Source organism: Prauserella endophytica, from assembly GCF_005146945.1.
Classification (GTDB): domain Bacteria; phylum Actinomycetota; class Actinomycetes; order Mycobacteriales; family Pseudonocardiaceae; genus Prauserella_A; species Prauserella_A endophytica.
The window spans coordinates 95,986-111,791 of the sequence record NZ_SWMS01000001.1; the positions used below are offsets into that span (position 1 = coordinate 95,986).

Genomic DNA, 15,806 nt, shown 5'->3' on the forward strand with positions numbered 1-15,806 from the left:
AAGGCGGCGCGCTACCGGCTCTTGCGGTAGGCCAGCGAGATACCGCCGTCCCGGCGGCCGATCGACAGTGCCAGCCCGGCCGCGGCCATCAGCAGCAGCACGCCGACGTTCTCGCCCAGCTCCTCGGCGTGGTAGGTCAGCACGTAGATCGGCCCGCTCTCACCACCCGCGATCAGCAGTCCCTGCAGCAGCTCCATGCCCAGCGCAGAGCCGAGCAGCAACGCACAGCCCGCCACGACGAACCACCTCGGCCTGCCCCGCAGCCTGCTCGCCAGCAGCAACAGCGCCGCCGCCACGAACAGACCGGCCACCAGACCGGGCAGCAGCCAGTAGAACGGGAAGCCGTCGAACGTGACCAGCTGCCGCCCGATGCGGTCGAGCCGTTCGTGCAGTTGAGTGTGGTCGTCGAGGGAGAGTGCGGCCAGCAGTGCCGCGCCGCACCACCAGCCCCACGACTCGGCCCTCGCGGTTCCGTACGCGAGCGCCGCCGTCACCCCGTACAGGACCGCCGCGACCACCAGCAGGCCCACGCTCCACCACGTCGGAAGGTTCCCCTCCACGAAGACGTCGAGGTAGAGCTGGATCTCGCCGCGATCCCTGGTCAGCGGGTGGTGGATCAACGCGGGCACCGCCATGCTCGCCACGTTGAGCACCACCGAGACGCCGAGCAGCGCCCACCACACCCGATGCAGCCGCACCGGAGCGAGCGCGGCGAGATCCCTGCTGGTCACATCTGTCACGGCGATCATCCTTTTGAGAAGAATGCGCGATTCTAGCCCGATGCCCGACTCAGTTGGGGCTGTCCACGCTGTTCACGCTGCTGCCCGTGTTCGGGCTGTTCACGCTGTCGGCCGTGTTCGGGCTGTTGGCGCTGTTCACGCTGTCGGCCGGGTTCGGGCTGTTGACGCTGTCGGCCGTGTTGTCCGCTCGGTCGGCCGGCGAGTCGACGGCGGACGCCGCGGGGGAGTCGGCCGACTCGGGCGAGTCGTCACCGGCCTGCTGCTGCGCGTGGTCGACGAGCTGCACCTGCGCGGGCACCTGCTGGTCGTTGAGCTCCACGTCGGCCGACGCGGTGCCCGCTGCCACCAGTCCGCCGACACCCAGCACCGTCGCGGTAGCCGCCACCACGAACCAGGGACGCCTGTTCTCAGCCATGATCGTTTTCCTTTCCTCGTTAACTTCGGTTTCTCACGCGGCGAGCAGGTGCCCGCCGGTCAGCCAGCGCTGGGCGAGGTCGAGCCGCTGCGCGACCTCGGTGCGCCAGTTCGGTTCCTGCACCCGATGGGAGCCGGTGGCCAGTGACAGCACCACCGCGGCGACCCGGGCACGCAGGACGTCGGTGTCGAAATGGCTGCCGAACTCGCGGAGGCAGTCCGAGGCGAACGCCTCGACCACCGCGGCACGGTCCGGCCGCACCTGTGCCAGCACCGCGAGGTGCCCGAGCAGGCAGGCGGGGTCGTCGTAGCGGTCACCGGCCCCGGCCGTGTCGATGTCGAGCAGCCCGCTGATCTCGCCGTCGCGCACGAGTAGCTGGCTCTCGTAGAAGTCGCCGTGCACGGCGACAGGCGATTCCCCGGAGGGCACCACCGCGTCGGCGATCGCGCGCGCGGCGGGACCCGCCTCGGGCAGCACCGCGGCCACCACGTCGGCGTAGTGCCCGGCCTGTTCACCCCAGCCGGGGCGGGCCGGGCGCTCGGCGAGCTCGGCGGGCAGCGAGTGCAGGACCTCGACGATCCGCGAGGGATCAAGGCGCACAGGCCCCCCGCTCAGGAGCAGCTGCCGCAGCGAGCGTCCCGGAAGGCCCGCGAGCACGAGCAGCCCGTCGCCGGTCCAGCCGAGGCTCTGCGGCACGCGGGCGGCCTCCGCGGCACGGTGGAGCCGGTGCAGTTCCTCCACCTTGTGCGGCCGCAGCACCTTCACGAACAGGCTCGTCCGGCCGGTCCGCACCTCCACCACTGCCCGGCGGCACGGGCGGTAGGCCCGCACGCGCAGGCTCACCGGCCCGTCACCGAGCCCGAGCCGCTCGACGAGCGAACCCATCCGCTCCGGGTCGCACGCGGCGGGCAGGCCGGGCAGCGCGGGGTCGTGTGGAAAGCGCCAGACCCCGACCTCCCGCTCGCCGTCGGACATGCGCATGGCCGCCGAAGAGTGCCCGGAGTCGGTGGCGCCGAGCGTCTCGGTGCTCTGCGCGCCGTCGGCCCACTCGACGTCCACGTGCGCCGCGACCGTCGTGGCGCCCGAGGGCTGCACGTCGAGGTGAGTGGTGCGCCAGCCGAGCATCCGGCCGCCCGCGACCTCGACGGCCGAGGCCCACAGGAGGTCCAGGTCCGGCTGACCGGGTGTCCACCGTGTTTCGCTCATGGACCCCACGATGCTGGCGCACCGTGAATCCGACCTGAGTGGCGAATTAAGGGATCTTCATGAAAGGACGGGTTGGGCACTCCCGGCGCGACGTGGCACGATTTCGCAGGTGAGCAGTAGTCCGAACGCGGAGCACCAGCTGCGCGACCTCGTGCTCCTCCGCCGCGTGCGCGACCGGATCGACCGTGAGTACGCCCAGCCGCTGGACGTGGAGGCCCTCGCCCGCGGCGTGCACATGTCGGCGGGGCACCTCAGCCGCGCGTTCCGGCGCGCCTACGGCGAATCGCCGTACTCCTACCTGATGACGCGGCGCATCGAGCGCGCTATGGCACTGCTGCGCCGGGGCGACCTCAGCGTCACGGAGGTGTGTTTCACGGTCGGTTGCTCGTCGCTGGGCACGTTCAGCACCCGCTTCACCGAGCTGGTCGGGATGCCGCCCAGCACGTACCGCAGCCACGCCAAGGCGACGGCGGGGATTCCGTCCTGCGTGGCGAAGCAGGTGACGAGGCCGATCAGGAACCGGGCGACCGCTACCTAGCGGTCCTCAGTAGCCCTGGTAACCGCCGCCGCTGGCCATTGAGGCGAGGCCGGGGTGCCCTTCGAAGCCACCGTAGCGGTCGAACGTGTACCGGACGCCCGCGATGATGTTGTCCACCGGGTTGTAGATGTCGTCGTGGCCCGGCAGCTTGTACGCCTCGAACGTCGGGTCGATGCACTGCATGAGGCCCTTGGACGGGGTGCCCTTGGCTGCGTTGGAGTCCCAGTTGTTGATGGCGTGCGGGTCGCCGCCGGACTCCTTCTCGATGATCGTCCAGATCTCGTCGATGTTCTCCTCGGTCACCGGGATGCCGTTGGCCTGCAGGATCTTGATGGCCTCGCGGATCCACTGGTCGACGTTGCCGGGTGGCGGGCCGCTGGTCGGCGGGCCTCCGCTCGGGCCGAGCCCGCCGCCGCCCGAGGCGCCGCCGCCGGAGCTGCCGCCACCCCCGGAACCGCCTCCGCCGGAGCCGTCGCTGATACCGCCGGTGGCCTGAACCTGCGAACCGGACGAACCCGGCGGCGGCACGGAGGCGAACCCTCCGTCCACTTCGGTCTTCATGAGCTCCTGTGCCCTGCTGATCGCCTGGTTGGACTGGGCGAGCAGCTCGTCGATGCGCGTCGCGGCGTCGGAGGCCGTGCGCTTGTTCTGCTCGTCCGTGGTCTGGAGGATCTCCTCCGCCGTTGGCGACGGCGCCGCGTCGCGCTCCCCGTTCTGGAACGCCTGCATCGCGCTGCGCGCAGCCTGGATCCGGCCCTCCGCCTCGTTGTTGCGGTTGTCGATGGCCGTGCGCGCGTCTTCCTTCGTGCTCTGGATCTGCCGCTTGAGGTTGGAGAGCGTCTCCTGCAACGACGTCAGCTCACGCGCCACCTCGTCGAGCTTGTCCTTGACCTTGTTGCCGGCCGCGGCGACCTTGGCGACGTAGTCGAAGAACGCGTCGGCGGCGGGACCGTCCCAGACACCGCCGTCCTGCAACGGAGCCGCGGCGCTCGTGAGCCCGGCGGTGTGGTCCCCCGCGTTGCGCGACGCCTCGTCGAACTGCCGGGCGACCTCCTGGATCTCCCCGGGGTTGACCTTGTCGACCCTCGCGGCCCGAGTCTCCACATCGGACCAGTTGGCCGGAGTCCCCGCGCCCGCCATCAGACCTCCCTGACGGTGAGGTTGTCGGCCGCGGTCGCGTCGGCCTCACCCATCGCCGCGACGGCGTCACGCAGGGCGGTGCTCGCGGCCGTCATCAGCCCGGCGGCTGTTTCGAACTCGCTCTGCATGCCGGAGGTGAACGAGCCGAGCGTGCCCGAGACCTTGTCGGGGTTCTCGGGATCCTCGACGTCCCCGAACGGGCTCTCGCCCTCGACACCCTTCATCTTGGCCTTGGCCGAACGGAACTCCTCGGCCAGCCGGTCGAGGCTGCCCGCGGTGATGTTCATCGACTCGGCGTCGTATACAGGCACGGCTGCGTCATCTCCCCTTCACACACCCGATCTGTGTCCGCCGGTTTCGACGCGTCGATCCCCACGGCGGTTCCGCTCAACCCTACGATGCGGCACCGGTTCTCGCGCGACCTTCGACCGGGTCAGACCTCGCCGAGCAGCTCCCAGATCCGGCCGGCGAGCAGCGAATTGTCCGCTGGTGTCACGGTTGCCCAGTTCCGCCCGTCGCGCTCGGGCCGCGCCTGGAAGAGGTAGCGCCCGGCGTCGGTGTCGTAGAAGGCGATCACGCGCCTGGCCCTGCTGATCCGGCCGTCCCGGCCGTGCCGCTGCGCGCCGAACTGACCACGCGCGGCCATGCCCATCATCATCCCGGCGAGCTCCTGCGCCTGCCACAGCTCGACGCCACGGTCCTCCAGCGCGGTCACCATCGCCTTCGCGTCTCCGCGGGCGTCGGCGTCGGCGGCCACGAGCACCTCGTGCGGCAGGCTCACCGAGCGGCCCACCCCGGGGCCCAGCTCACCGGCCACCGACACCGCGGCCTCGGGCAGGGTCGCATCGGACGCGGGGATCAGCCACACCTCCTCGCCGTCGACGACCCCCAGCAGCGCCTGGCCGCCGGTGCTGACTGCGAGCCCGGAGATCTGCCGGTCGGCCCACACCCACAGGTCGATGCTCACCTTCGGCTGCACGAAGAGGTTGAGCATGTCCACGACGTCGGGGGACGCCTTGTGCCCCCTGGCGAGCCGTCGCCGCGCGAGCGACTCCCACGCCTGCTCGACCAGCACGGCCCGCTCGGTGTAGGTGACGCCGGGGCTCGGGACGTCCAGCGCGACATGCCGCTGCGGCAAGCGCTCGGCCTCCCAGAGCATGTCGAACTCCAGCGCGGACAACACCACGCTGCCATTGACGCCGCGGTCGGGTGTGCTCACCGGCGCCCGTCCGCGTCGTCGCCGATGACGTCCGGCGAGACCATCCGCTGGTCGGTGAACAGGTCCTGGTCGTCGACGCCGTACCGCCGCACGTGCGAGGCGTCCTCCTCGCCGTCCTGCGGCGCCGCCTTCTCCAGGTAACCGCCACGCTGCTTCTCCGAGCGCGGGCTGAGGCGCTCGGAGTTGCGTTGCGCCCTCTCCTCCTCCTCGGGCAGGTCGCCGATGGCGAGCTGGTGCGGCGAGCGCGTGGCGCCGGGTGCGCTGCGACCGACGCCTCTGCCCTTGCGGTCGTTGTCACCGCTCAGGGCGCCCGCGACACCACCGGCGCCGAGGGCCGCCGCTCCCGCGCCGAGGTCGTTGAGCGACGCGCCGCCACGCGGGGTGCCGGTGAAGCCGCCGCTGCTGACCGTTCCGGCCGGGGTACCCGGCTGGGGCGCCGAGCCGAACGACTTGCCCTTCGCGAGAGGCTGCTCGTCGGAACCACCGGCCCCTGGCGTCGCCGGCTTGCCGACCACGCCGCCCGCGGCTGCCGCGGGCGGCGGAACGCTCGCGCCGGGCCCGCCCGTTGCGGGGGTGCCGGGGTTCTTGGTGCCGACGACGCCGGCCGCGGGCGGAACGGTGCCGGTCGATCCGGGCACGCCCGTTGTCTGCCCTCCGGGGGTTGCCGGTGTGCTCGTGCTCGGCGGCAGGGTGCCGCTGCCGCTCTGGTGCTGCTGGGGCTGCCGTGTGCCGCCGACGTAGCCGGTGGCCGAAGGCGTCGGCGCCGGGCTCGTGGCGGCGCTGCTCGCCGTCGTGGACTGGGCGACGGGACGCGGAGCGGGGCTGCCGCTGCCGGTGCTGCGGGCAGGCGGGGCCTGCGCGGCGATGCCGTAGGCGGGTGTGGGCGCGGTGGCGGCGCTCACCCCGCTCACCCCGCTCGCGACCGGGCCCGGAGTGGGAGCCGGGGCGTGCACCTGACCGACCGCACCGGCGGTGGTCGTGACGTCGCCTGGGCCGCCGCCCGCGTCGATCTCCCCGGGCAGCCTCGGCCCGGTGTCGGCGCGCACAGCCTGCGGAGAGTCGAGCGACGGCGTGTACGCGAGGTACTCGCCGCTGTCCCTGGCGTAGGCGTTGAGCGCCTCCAGCGCCTGCTGCCGGGCCTCCCTGGCCTGCGCGACCTTGCGGGCGTTGTCGGTCTCGAAGCCGAGCAGGCTGCCGATCGAGTCGAGCAGGCCGTAGCCGCCGGACTGCCGCAGCGCCGCTGAGTCGGGGAGTTTGTGCAGGGTGCGGTTGAACGCCTCGCCCTGCGCGAAGATCTGCTTCGCCGAGTGGCTGACCCGGTCGCCTGCCTGCGCGGAGAAGTCGGCGTTTCGCGCGACGGCGGCCCCCGCCTGTGTCGCGGCGGCGCTCTGCCACTCGACGCCGAGCTTGCCGAGTTCGGTGCGCAGCGCCTGGTCGGTCTCCGCGAGCGCCTCGCCGACAGCCTCGAGCGCGTCGACGGCGTCGCTGATGCCGCTGATGCCAGGACCGGAGCGGAACCGGTCGATCTCGTCGGCCAGCATGTTGTCGGTGTAGCCGTCGAAGCGGTGGTCGCCGATCTTCTTGACGAGCACCGAGATGTCGAGGTTGTCCATTGCCGGGTCCTTACCTCGTGGCCTGCAACGTCTGGACGGCGAGCGTGGCGGCCTGTGCGGCCAGGTCGCACATCCGCGCCTGGGTGAACTCGCTCGGGTCGGTGGGGTAGAGCTGCGTGCGCAGGGTCTGGCCCTGCGCCACGCCGACGAGCGTCTCGCAGTCGCTCGGGCTGGAAGAGTTCGCGTAGTGCGTGAGCGCGGGGAAGCCCTCGATGTCGGTCCGCTCGGTGATCATGCTGCTGTTCTCGCGCTCGCCGTCCACCCACTCCTGTACGTCGGCGTCGGTGATCGCCTCCACGTAGAAGCTGTAGTACGGCGCGGTGAGGTCCACGTCGAGCGAGCACGTGGGCCCGTCGCGGCCCTCGGGATCCGTGCGCGGTTCGCTGTTGACCTTCAGCTGGTCGAGCTGGGCGTCGGTGAACAGGGCGCAGGGATCGACGCCGTCGAGTGGCAGCTCGGCGGGGCGCTGCGCGGAGGACTGGGTCGGCGTGACCGTACCGACCGCACTGGCCTCGCCGTCGCGCACGCTCGCGCAGCCCGCCAGCACGAGCGCGGCCAGCACCCCGCCCAGAACGAGAAGGCTAGGCCGGGTAGACACGCCTGTCCCCGAAGCTCGCCGCCTTCTGCTCGTCGTCGAGCTGATAGGTACCGCTGGCCTTGCGGAGCTGCTCGGCCAGCGAGCGCAGCTGGAGCACATACGAGCGGACCTTGCGCTCGTAGGAGCCCTCGTCGCCCGCGATGACCTCGTTCCACACCTGGACCACGTTGGTGGACACGACGTCCTCGGAGGGCGCGTTGATCCGCAGCGCGGCGAGGTGCTGCGCGAGCTTGCCCTGCAGTGCGGCCGCCTGCTCCTCGATGATCCGCGCGACGTCCAGGATCTTGTCGGGAGCGATCTGGATGTCCCTGGCGCTGGGGACACCCGGCACCGAGGCGTTGAGCTGCTCGCCACCGGTGAACTCGGTGGTGAAGGGCATCAACGACCCCGGCAGCGCCTCGCGGTTCTCTGACATGCGCGCACCCCCTGCTACGGTCCGTAGCCGGACAGTTTCCCACCGCAGGCTACCAATCCGGATGTGACGGCGACCTGAACTTTGACGCACGGCACCGGCAGGTGGTTCCCGCGCGTTCGGATCAGCGGGTGGGCAGCGCGATCTCGCCGCGTACGGCGCGCAGCGCGATGTCGGTGCGGTGGTGGGCGCCGGGCAGGTGGACCCTGCCGACCCGCTCGTACGCCTGCGCCCGCGCGGCCTCCAGGTCGCTGCCGGTGCCGACCACGGCGAGCACGCGGCCGCCGCTGGACACCACGGCCCCGTCGTCGCGGCGGCGGGTGCCTGCGTGCAGCACGCCCTCGGCCTCGCCGCCGGTGATGACGTCACCGGTGCGGGGCTTGCCGGGGTAGCCGTCGGCGGCGAGCACAACCGTGACGGCGGCGCCCTCTGCCCATTCCAGCGGCGGGTGCTCCGCGAGCCTGCCGCTGGCGGTGGCGTGCAGCAGCCCGCTGATCGGGGTGCGCAGCAGCGCGAGCACGGCCTGGGTCTCCGGGTCGCCGAACCGGCAGTTGAACTCGATCACCTGCGGGCCGTCGCTGGTGAGCGCGAGCCCGGCGTAGAGCAGACCGGAGAACGGGGTGCCCCGCGCGGCGAGCTCGTCCACGACGGGCTGGACGATCGAGGCCACGACGTCGTCCACCAGGCCAGGGGGCGCCCACGGCAGCGGCGCGTAGGCGCCCATGCCGCCGGTGTTGGGACCCGCGTCGCCGTCGCCGACGCGCTTGAAGTCCTGCGCGGGCAGCAGCGGCACCACGGTGCGGCCGTCGACCAGGCAGAACAGCGAGGCCTCCGGACCGTCGAGGAACGACTCCAGCACCACCGGGTGGCCGCCGTCGAGCAGCATCAGCGCGTGCTTGCGGGCCTGCTCGACGTCGGGCGTGACCACCACGCCCTTGCCCGCGGCGAGCCCGTCGTCCTTGACCACCCACGTTGGGCCGAAGCGGGCCAGCGCCGCGTCGAGGTGCGCGGGGTTGTCCACCACCTCGGCGCGCGCGGTCGGCACCTTCGCGGCGGCCATGATCTCCTTGGCGAACGCCTTCGAGCCCTCGATGCGGGCGGCCTCGGCCGAGGGGCCGAAGCAGGCGATGCCCGCCTTGCGCACAGCATCGGCCGCACCGGCGACGAGCGGCACCTCGGGGCCGATCACCACGAGGTCGGCCTTCCACTGCCCGGCGAGCACCGCGATGGCGGACGGGTCGGTCAGGTCCACGCCGAGCGGCTCGGCGAGCGCGGCGATTCCGGCGTTGCCGGGCGCGCAGGCCAGCGCCGTGACCGCCGGGTCGTGCGACGCGGCAAGGACGATGGCATGCTCTCGGGCTCCGGAACCGATAACCAGGACTCGCACGGGTGTTGAGGGTAATCGCGGGGGTCTCCTGCCGTTCACCGGCATGTCTCCTCGGTGCCGCCGAGGTGTCGCCCGTCCGTCGCGCCGGGCGGCGAATGTTGCGACGGAAACCCCGATTTCCCCCAGAAAGGGCTTCAGATGCTTCGACAGCGACTGGCGCTGGTCGCACTGAGCGCGCTCGCCGTGTTCGGCACCACCAGTGTGGCGAGCACCGCACAGGCCGCATCGGACGGCGCAGTGAGGGCGGGCAAGGGGCAGGACGAGCCGGTGGTCGTGGCCCACCGGGGCGCGTCCGGCTACCGGCCGGAACACACGCTCGCCGCGTACGAGCTCGGTGCGCGCATGGGGGCCGACTTCATCGAGCCGGACCTGGTGATCACCAAGGACGGCGTGCTCGTCGCCAGGCACGAGCCGGAGATCGGCGGCACCACCGACGTGGCCGAGCGCCCGGAGTTCGCCGACCGCAAGACCACCAAGGTGCTCGACGGCACGCCCGTGACGGGCTGGTTCGCCGAGGACTTCACGCTCGCCGAGCTCAAGACGCTGCGGGCGAAGGAGCGCATCCCGGACCTGCGGCCGAACAACACGATCTACGACGGCCGCTTCGAGGTGCCGACGCTCCAGGAGGTCATCGACCTCGCCAAGCGCCTGTCGCGAGAGCTGGGCCGCGAGATCGGCGTGTACCCGGAGACCAAGCACCCGACGTACTTCCAGCAGGCCGGGCTCCCGCTGGAGCCGCCGCTGGTGAGGACGCTGGAGCGCAACGGCCTCAACCGCAAGAGCGCCAAGGTGATCGTGCAGTCGTTCGAGGTCGCCAACCTCAAGCAGCTGTCGAAGCAGCTGCGCGTGCCGCTGGTGCAGCTGGTCGACTCCTCGGGTGCGCCGTACGACTTCGTCGCCTCAGGTGACCCGCGCACCTACGACGACCTGCTGACGCCGAAGGGGCTGCGGGAGGTCGCGACCTACGCCGACGGCCTCGGGCCCGCCAAGGACCGGGTGATCCCGAGGGACGAGAACGGGTACCTGCTCGAGCCGACCACGCTCGTCGGCGACGCGCACCGCGCCGGGCTCGCCGTGCACCCCTTCACGTTCCGCGCGGAGAACAACTTCCTGCCCGCCGACTTCCGCTCGTCGGACAACCCGGCGGAGTGGGGCGACATCTTCGCCGAGTACAAGGCGTTCCTGGCGACCGGCATCGACGGCCTGTTCGCCGACCACCCGGACATCGCCGTCGAGGCGGCCAGGGCGGTCAGCAGCGGCAGGTGACCCGTCAGCTCGCGGGCGCCGCGGACACCTCCTCCGCGGCGCACGCGGGCGCGGGCGCCGAGTACACGTCGATCTTGTGCCGGATGAGCCGCTGGTGCTCGCGCAGCTGCGCCAACTGCTCCTCGACGCGGCGGTCGTGCGCGCGCAGCACCGCGAGCCGCTCCTCCCGGCACGCCTCGCCGCCCCGCAGCAGCCGCACGAAACGGAGCATGTCGGCGATCGGCATGTCGGTGTCGCGCAGGCAGCGCAGCAGGTGGAGCAGCCCGAGGTCGGCGTCGGAGTAGCGGCGACGGCCTCCCGGCGTGCGCTCGATGGCCTCCAGCAGCCCGATCTTCTCGTAGTAGCGCAGCGTGTCGATACTGAAGCCGGTCTTCTCGGTGACCTGCGCCGGAGAGTAGAAGCTCACGCGTTCCAGAGTGACACCTGGAGTGCGCTCGAGGTCAAGACCGCTGGCAGACGCCGACGCCCGGACGTCCCCTGGTGACCACGCCGGCGCCGGTCACGCGCACCTGCAGCGAGCCGCACGCACATCGCGTCCACACGGTCTCACCCTCGGGCGTGCGGTGTCGCGAGACGACCTCGTAGACATCCGTGTCGGGCCAGCCGCAGAAGGGGCAAATGCTCATGAATCCAGCATGGGACCACGCGAGTGTGCAGGTCCAGGTTGGATTCGTGGACGTGATTGTGAAGAATGGGCTTCATGATTGACCTTCGCAGGCTGAGCGTCCTGCGGGCGGTCGCCCACTACGGCACGGTCACCGCCGCCGCGCACGCGCTGCACCTGACCCCGTCCGCGGCGTCCCAGCAGATCCGCCAGCTCGGCCGTGAGCTGGGCGTCGCGCTGCTCGAACCGAATGGCCGCAGGGTGCGGCTCACCGGCGCCGCCCTCGGCCTGCTCTCCCACGCCGACGCGATCGAGGCGCGCTGGCGGCAGGCCGAGTCGGAGCTGCACGCCACCGGCGCCGAGCCGTCCGGTGTGCTACGGATGGCCGGTTTCCCCACCGCGATGTGCCGCTTCCTCGGCCCGCTCACGGTCCGGCTCCGCGAGCGGTATCCCGCGCTGACCGTGCGGCTGCGCGAGAGCGAGACCCCGCGCTGCTTCGATCTGCTGTTCAACGGCGACGTCGATCTCGCCGTCGTCGAGGCCATCCCCGGCAACCCGGCCGCCGGCGACCAGCGTTTCGACCAGCGGCCCCTGCTCGACGACCCGTTCGACCTGCTGCTGCCCGGTGATCACCCGCTCGCCGGGCGGCGCTGCGTGGAGCTGTCCGAGGTCGCCGGTGAGCCGTGGATCATCGGGGCCGATGGCGACGCGTGGCGCGCCCACGTGCTCGCGGCGTGTTCCGCGGCCGGGTTCAGCCCGAACATCGCGCACGAGGCATGCGACGCGAGCCTGGTGGCGAGCCTGGTCGACCTGGGACTCGGCGTCGCGCTCTTTCCCCGGCTGGCCCAGTTCCAGCCCGACGTGGATGTCCGCCGTGTCGAAGTGAGTGGCACGGCCCCGTCGCGCCGGTTTCTCACGTGCACGCGCCGCGGCGGCAGGGACGCCCCCGCCGTCGCGGCCGCGCTGGAACTACTTCACGAGGTCACGGCTCGCTGAGCAGGGCTGGCCGCTTCTTTCGCGGCTAGCCGACGAGTTCGACGGCGAGGGCGACGATCATGCCGCCGCCGAAGAGAACGAGGAAGCCGCCCGAGAGCCTCGTGAGCCACGGGAGGATGCGGTCCATGCGGGCGAGAGCGCGTCTTGAGCCGAGGACGACGGCGACGAACACATCCCAGGCCAGCACGATGGAGAACATCCAGGTGCCGTAGAGCAGCAGCGTGAACGGTGCGGCGGCCCTGACTGCGGCGGCGAGGCTGACGTAGAACAGCGCGTTCTTCGGGTTCAGCAACCCGGAGGCGATGCCGAGTCCGAAGTTCCTCAGCCACGTCGTGCGCTGGGCGCCCGAGGCTTGATCGAGGTCGATCCGCGCACGTGAGCTGAGGAACGCGAGACCGACGAAGATCAGGAAACCACCGCCGGCGAGCTGGAGCGCGTCGAGCAGCGCCGGGTGCGAGATGAGTGAGACGCCGGAGAACGCGGCAGCGATGAAAATCCCGTTCGCGGTGGCGATGCCGAGGCATACTCCGGTGGCGTTGCGCCAGCCGCTGGTCATCGCGGTGCGGGCGATGAGGAAGAAGTCGACGCCGGGGATCAGCAGTGCCAGGAAGTGCGCGATGGCGACGGCGACGAACTGCTCCATTTCTCCCCTCGATGCGTGACGATGAACCCGTCAAGCATCAAGGGCGGCCCCGCCGGGGTCTTGTACGATCTTGCAGTCAGCCCCGGTACGTGCCGGGTGAGGCGGCGACGTGTGCGCGGAAGACACGGTGGAAGTGGCTCTGGTCGGTGAATCCCAGAGCGTGAGCGGTCTCGGCGATGGGCCGACCCCCTCGGAGCATGCGCCGAGCCTGCACGATGCGGGCATTCTGCCGCCAGGCCAGCGGGGAGAGTCCGGTGGCACGTCGCATCGCACGGACGAGCTGGTACTTCGTCATGCCGACCATGCCGGCCAGTTCGCCCAGCGCTGGATTCGACTCGGCGTGGCGAAGCCGACGCATGACCGGGGCGAGCCGGGCGAGCAGCTCGGGGTCGGCGTCACTCGTTGCCAGATGCGCCGGTGACGCGGCTTCGAGCTCGGCGAACAGGGCGGCGAACTGCGCCTCGATCGGTTCGCGGGCCTCGTCGGTGAAGATTGCGTCGTTCAGCACGCTGACCCGCCGGTGCAGGTCGGGGCGGCGCAGCACTCTGATCCCGTCGAACTGGCGACTCGCGCCCTTGCACGGTGCGAGTGAGACCGCCCAGTTCTGGTCCATGTGGACCATCTGGTACAGCCAACGGCCCGCGTCCGGATTGCAGGCATGAACCTGACCGGCCGGGATGACCACGACGTCACCGGGTTCCAGGCGGATCGTGCCGTCGAGCGGACCGGTCAGCACCGACGTTCCCGCGTCGATCACGCCGATCGAGAACGAGTCGTGGGTATGCGGCCGATAGCAGGTGTTTTCCTGGCACGATCGCCGGGCCTCCAGATGAGGCAGCGCGGTACTGCGCCAGAACTCCGCCACGCGACCTCCTCCGCTGGCTCGCCACACCGTGTGCACCTGGTGCCTGTCGCATGCCAGGTTACGCCGAGACGTCGGCCTTCCCCGAGCCGCTCGCCCTCCCAGTACGCCGCGTGCGCGCGGCTCGCCTCGTACTGGGCTGCTCCAGCGAATCGGCGAACACGATCGCGATCGGCTCACCCTCGCGGTGGATCTGTCCGAAATGGACTGCGGGTGCTGATGCGGCGCCTGGTCGCCGCCGGACTCGATGGCACATTCAGTCCGACTCGGGCGCGGCCAGCATCGCCTTGGCGACGGCGTTCAGCAGTGGCGCCAGCTCCTCGGGTGAGCTGCGTGGCGCGCCGAGCGCGGCGTGCACCGCGGCCCCGTAGATCAGTGTCTCGAACAGGGTGGTGAACGCCGCCGGGGTCACGTTCTCGGCCAGCCGGCCGGTGGCGCGTAGCCGCTCCGCCTGGCGGATGGTCGATTCGTGTGCCTTGCCCGTGGTCGCGGCGAGTTCGGGGGCGCTGTCCGGATGCAGCGCCATCGCGAACGATTCCACCAGCAGTTCGGCGCTCTGCTCAGGTTCGCGGGTCAATGCCCTGGTCAGCAGCTCGCCGAGGTGTTCGGCGGTCGGCACGGTTTCGAGCAGGAACGTCTCGTCGGTGAACAACTGGTGGGCGCTCGCGACGGGTGTGGGCGCGACCAGTCCGGCGATGAAATCGGTCTGCGCCGAGTGGACGGCGGCGGCCATCAGGTCCTGCTTGTCCCGGAAATGGGCGTACAGGGCGCCGGTGGTGAGTCCGGCGCGGCGGGCCACGTCCTGCACACGTAGCCGGGCGGGGCCGATCTCGCGCAGGAGTTCCTTGGCGGCCGTCACGAGCCGCTCCCGGGTGCGCTGGCTGCCGGTCGCCTCACCGGTGTCGGGCTCGTCCGTCACGGCACCACCCTAAACCGGGTCGATCTGTGCCTCTTGACCTGCCGTGTAGTGTGAAAATAAATTTATTACGATCTTGGGAGGACGACATGACGACACCCACGCACGTGCAACGGGGCACCCTGCCGCGGGGCGTGTACCAGAACCTCGACGGGCTCAAGGACGATCTGCTCGGCCGCAACGGTTTCCTCGGCCGACAGACCCATCTCTACCGACACGGCGACCCGTGCGAGTACCGGCCGGCAGCGGACCCGCAGACCCGCAGCGCGCTGCAGCGGCAGCTGTCCCCCACAGATGCGACAGACCCGTCGGGCACGCCGATCCGCTTGGCACACAACGAAAGTTGCCAGCTGTGGTTGAGCAGGCGAGCCGCCGCGATGCCGTTCTACCGACGCAATCTCGACGGTGACGAGGCCGTGTTCGTGCATCGCGGCCAGGGCGTGTTCGAAACGGAGTTCGGGCCGATCCCGTTCGAACCCGGCGATGTGGTCGTCATCCCGAAGTCGGTGACCCACCGGCTGGTGCCCGACGGCGCCGACAACGTCTTCCTGATCACCGAGACCACCGAGGAACTGGTGGTGCCCGACTACGGGCTGATCGGCCATTACACGCCGGTGGACCCGTCGATGATCTTCATCCCGGAACCCGAGGTGCTGCCCTCGACGGAGCCGGAGTACGAGGTGCGCCTGAAGCACGGCGGTGACCACGCCTCGATCGGTTACGACCACAACCCCTGCGATGTCGCCGGGTGGCGTGGCGACTATTTCCCGTGGAAGTACAACATCCGGGACTTCAAGACGTTGAACGCCGACGCCGCGCACATCCTGCCTTCGGCCCGGACCCTGCTGGCCACCCCGAGCATGGATGTGCTTCTCGCCGTCTTCGGACCGCATCGCGCCCCGATGGTGCCCGGGGTGGAGAAAACGCCGCCGTCGCACCGCAATGCCGACTACGACGAGGTGTTGTTCAGCCATGACGGCCAGGCGTTCGGCAATCCGATGCCCACCGGGGTGCTGATGCATGTGCCGCAGGGGCTGCACCACGGCGTGCCGGAGGCGGAGAAACAACGGATCCGCGAGGAGTATCCGGCGGAGCTGTTGCTCGATTCGGTGGCGGTGGCCATCGACTGCCGGGCGCGTTTCGTGCTCGACGAGGCGTTCGTCCGGGCGTTCGAGGAGCTGACTTCCGGGGACTTGGCGTCGGGGGACAACCCGGTCGCGACGCTGCTGAACGGGGAATCGAGGTGACGGC

The 15,806-nt window shown here is 70.9% G+C and carries 19 protein-coding genes; 4 read left to right on the forward strand and 15 right to left on the reverse strand.

Translation table 11 applies throughout. From position 1 onward, the window contains the following. Positions 1 to 11 precede the first annotated feature (11 nt). Genes FCN18_RS00495 through FCN18_RS00505 form a run of 3 tightly spaced genes read right to left on the reverse strand, consistent with a single transcriptional unit; the run spans position 12 to position 2,361 of the window. Entirely contained in the window at positions 12 to 740 is a 729-nt protein-coding gene (locus FCN18_RS00495; RefSeq protein WP_228713535.1) for a hypothetical protein, read from the reverse strand. Positions 741 to 789: 49 nt separating this feature from the next. Beyond that, a complete protein-coding gene (locus FCN18_RS00500) occupies positions 790 to 1,155 on the reverse strand; it encodes a hypothetical protein (protein ID WP_137092750.1) in 366 nt (121 codons plus the stop codon). A gap of 33 nt (positions 1,156 to 1,188) precedes the next feature. Beyond that, on the reverse strand, positions 1,189 to 2,361 hold the full coding sequence (locus FCN18_RS00505) for an aminoglycoside phosphotransferase family protein (protein ID WP_137092751.1): 1,173 nt from the start codon (positions 2,359 to 2,361) through the stop codon (positions 1,189 to 1,191). A gap of 109 nt (positions 2,362 to 2,470) precedes the next feature. On the opposite strand from FCN18_RS00505, the gene FCN18_RS00510 reads away from it, so the two are divergent. Further along, the gene (locus FCN18_RS00510) at positions 2,471 to 2,899 is read left to right on the forward strand and encodes a helix-turn-helix transcriptional regulator (protein WP_206077777.1); all 429 of its coding nucleotides are present in this window, start codon (positions 2,471 to 2,473) and stop codon (positions 2,897 to 2,899) included. Between the two features lie 6 nt (positions 2,900 to 2,905). Here FCN18_RS00510 and FCN18_RS00515 read toward each other — a convergent pair whose 3' ends face one another. The 7 genes from FCN18_RS00515 to purD all read right to left on the reverse strand — a co-directional run bounded on the left by FCN18_RS00515 (position 2,906) and on the right by purD (position 9,268). Next, positions 2,906 to 4,039, reverse strand: coding sequence for a transglycosylase SLT domain-containing protein (locus FCN18_RS00515; protein ID WP_113644529.1), 1,134 nt, complete (start codon positions 4,037 to 4,039; stop codon positions 2,906 to 2,908). Next, positions 4,039 to 4,350 carry a hypothetical protein gene (locus FCN18_RS00520; protein WP_112265460.1) on the reverse strand — a complete coding sequence of 104 codons (312 nt, stop codon included), beginning with the start codon at positions 4,348 to 4,350 and terminating at the stop codon, positions 4,039 to 4,041. Before FCN18_RS00520 ends, FCN18_RS00515 begins: the two co-directional genes overlap by 1 nt. Positions 4,351 to 4,472: 122 nt before the next feature. Beyond that, positions 4,473 to 5,258 carry an ESX secretion-associated protein EspG gene (locus FCN18_RS00525; RefSeq protein WP_228713537.1) on the reverse strand — a complete coding sequence of 262 codons (786 nt, stop codon included), beginning with the start codon at positions 5,256 to 5,258 and terminating at the stop codon, positions 4,473 to 4,475. Next, positions 5,255 to 6,871, reverse strand: a complete 1,617-nt coding sequence (locus tag FCN18_RS00530; RefSeq protein ID WP_137092752.1) for a PPE domain-containing protein — start codon at positions 6,869 to 6,871, stop codon at positions 5,255 to 5,257. Before FCN18_RS00530 ends, FCN18_RS00525 begins: the two co-directional genes overlap by 4 nt. Before the next feature lie 10 nt (positions 6,872 to 6,881). Then, on the reverse strand, positions 6,882 to 7,469 hold the full coding sequence (locus FCN18_RS00535) for a DUF3558 domain-containing protein (RefSeq protein ID WP_228713538.1): 588 nt from the start codon (positions 7,467 to 7,469) through the stop codon (positions 6,882 to 6,884). After that, positions 7,453 to 7,884, reverse strand: coding sequence for a hypothetical protein (locus FCN18_RS00540; RefSeq protein ID WP_137092754.1), 432 nt, complete (start codon positions 7,882 to 7,884; stop codon positions 7,453 to 7,455). Before FCN18_RS00540 ends, FCN18_RS00535 begins: the two co-directional genes overlap by 17 nt. A gap of 121 nt (positions 7,885 to 8,005) precedes the next feature. Then, positions 8,006 to 9,268: a phosphoribosylamine--glycine ligase gene (gene purD / locus FCN18_RS00545; protein WP_112265466.1), complete on the reverse strand. Its 1,263-nt coding sequence runs from the start codon at positions 9,266 to 9,268 to the stop codon at positions 8,006 to 8,008. Between the two features lie 138 nt (positions 9,269 to 9,406). On the opposite strand from purD, the gene FCN18_RS00550 reads away from it, so the two are divergent. Continuing rightward, complete coding sequence (locus FCN18_RS00550; RefSeq protein ID WP_137092755.1) at positions 9,407 to 10,534, forward strand: glycerophosphodiester phosphodiesterase; 1,128 nt, start codon at positions 9,407 to 9,409, stop codon at positions 10,532 to 10,534. Positions 10,535 to 10,538: 4 nt separating this feature from the next. On the opposite strand, the gene FCN18_RS00555 is transcribed toward FCN18_RS00550, so the two are convergent. Together FCN18_RS00555 and FCN18_RS00560 are read right to left on the reverse strand one after the other, a co-directional pair. Continuing rightward, positions 10,539 to 10,940 (reverse strand): MerR family transcriptional regulator, encoded by a 402-nt coding sequence (locus FCN18_RS00555; RefSeq protein WP_112265470.1) that lies wholly within the window; start codon positions 10,938 to 10,940, stop codon positions 10,539 to 10,541. Between the two features lie 34 nt (positions 10,941 to 10,974). Further along, complete coding sequence (locus tag FCN18_RS00560; RefSeq protein ID WP_112265472.1) at positions 10,975 to 11,160, reverse strand: hypothetical protein; 186 nt, start codon at positions 11,158 to 11,160, stop codon at positions 10,975 to 10,977. A 74-nt stretch (positions 11,161 to 11,234) separates the two neighbouring features. Here FCN18_RS00560 and FCN18_RS00565 point away from each other — a divergent pair, with 74 nt between their 5' ends. Beyond that, positions 11,235 to 12,134: a LysR family transcriptional regulator gene (locus FCN18_RS00565; protein WP_112266679.1), complete on the forward strand. Its 900-nt coding sequence runs from the start codon at positions 11,235 to 11,237 to the stop codon at positions 12,132 to 12,134. Between the two features lie 25 nt (positions 12,135 to 12,159). Here the strand turns inward: FCN18_RS00565 and FCN18_RS00570 are convergent, their stop codons facing one another. From FCN18_RS00570 to FCN18_RS00580, 3 genes are all read right to left on the reverse strand, one after another. Continuing rightward, positions 12,160 to 12,777, reverse strand: a complete 618-nt coding sequence (locus FCN18_RS00570; protein WP_137092756.1) for a LysE family translocator — start codon at positions 12,775 to 12,777, stop codon at positions 12,160 to 12,162. Between the two features lie 76 nt (positions 12,778 to 12,853). Then, entirely contained in the window at positions 12,854 to 13,642 is a 789-nt protein-coding gene (locus FCN18_RS00575) for an AraC family transcriptional regulator (protein ID WP_137092757.1), read from the reverse strand. A gap of 253 nt (positions 13,643 to 13,895) precedes the next feature. Next, positions 13,896 to 14,558: a TetR/AcrR family transcriptional regulator gene (locus FCN18_RS00580; RefSeq protein ID WP_112265478.1), complete on the reverse strand. Its 663-nt coding sequence runs from the start codon at positions 14,556 to 14,558 to the stop codon at positions 13,896 to 13,898. A gap of 26 nt (positions 14,559 to 14,584) precedes the next feature. Here FCN18_RS00580 and FCN18_RS00585 point away from each other — a divergent pair, with 26 nt between their 5' ends. Next, positions 14,585 to 15,802, forward strand: coding sequence for a homogentisate 1,2-dioxygenase (locus FCN18_RS00585; protein WP_137092758.1), 1,218 nt, complete (start codon positions 14,585 to 14,587; stop codon positions 15,800 to 15,802). The last annotated feature ends 4 nt before the right edge of the window (positions 15,803 to 15,806 follow it).

Excerpts from the sequence above, each read along its gene's own strand:
- FCN18_RS00570 (WP_137092756.1), bottom strand. The coding sequence starts at position 12,777 with ATGGAGCAGTTCGTCGCCGTCGCCATCGCGCACTTCCTGGCACTGCTG.
- FCN18_RS00500 (WP_137092750.1), bottom strand. The coding sequence starts at position 1,155 with ATGGCTGAGAACAGGCGTCCCTGGTTCGTGGTGGCGGCTACCGCGACG.
- FCN18_RS00505 (WP_137092751.1), bottom strand. The coding sequence starts at position 2,361 with ATGAGCGAAACACGGTGGACACCCGGTCAGCCGGACCTGGACCTCCTG.
- FCN18_RS00515 (WP_113644529.1), bottom strand. The coding sequence starts at position 4,039 with ATGGCGGGCGCGGGGACTCCGGCCAACTGGTCCGATGTGGAGACTCGG.
- FCN18_RS00550 (WP_137092755.1), top strand. The coding sequence starts at position 9,407 with ATGCTTCGACAGCGACTGGCGCTGGTCGCACTGAGCGCGCTCGCCGTG.
- FCN18_RS00565 (WP_112266679.1), top strand. The coding sequence starts at position 11,235 with ATGATTGACCTTCGCAGGCTGAGCGTCCTGCGGGCGGTCGCCCACTAC.
- FCN18_RS00530 (WP_137092752.1), bottom strand. The coding sequence starts at position 6,871 with ATGGACAACCTCGACATCTCGGTGCTCGTCAAGAAGATCGGCGACCAC.
- FCN18_RS00560 (WP_112265472.1), bottom strand. The coding sequence starts at position 11,160 with ATGAGCATTTGCCCCTTCTGCGGCTGGCCCGACACGGATGTCTACGAG.
- FCN18_RS00540 (WP_137092754.1), bottom strand. The coding sequence starts at position 7,884 with ATGTCAGAGAACCGCGAGGCGCTGCCGGGGTCGTTGATGCCCTTCACC.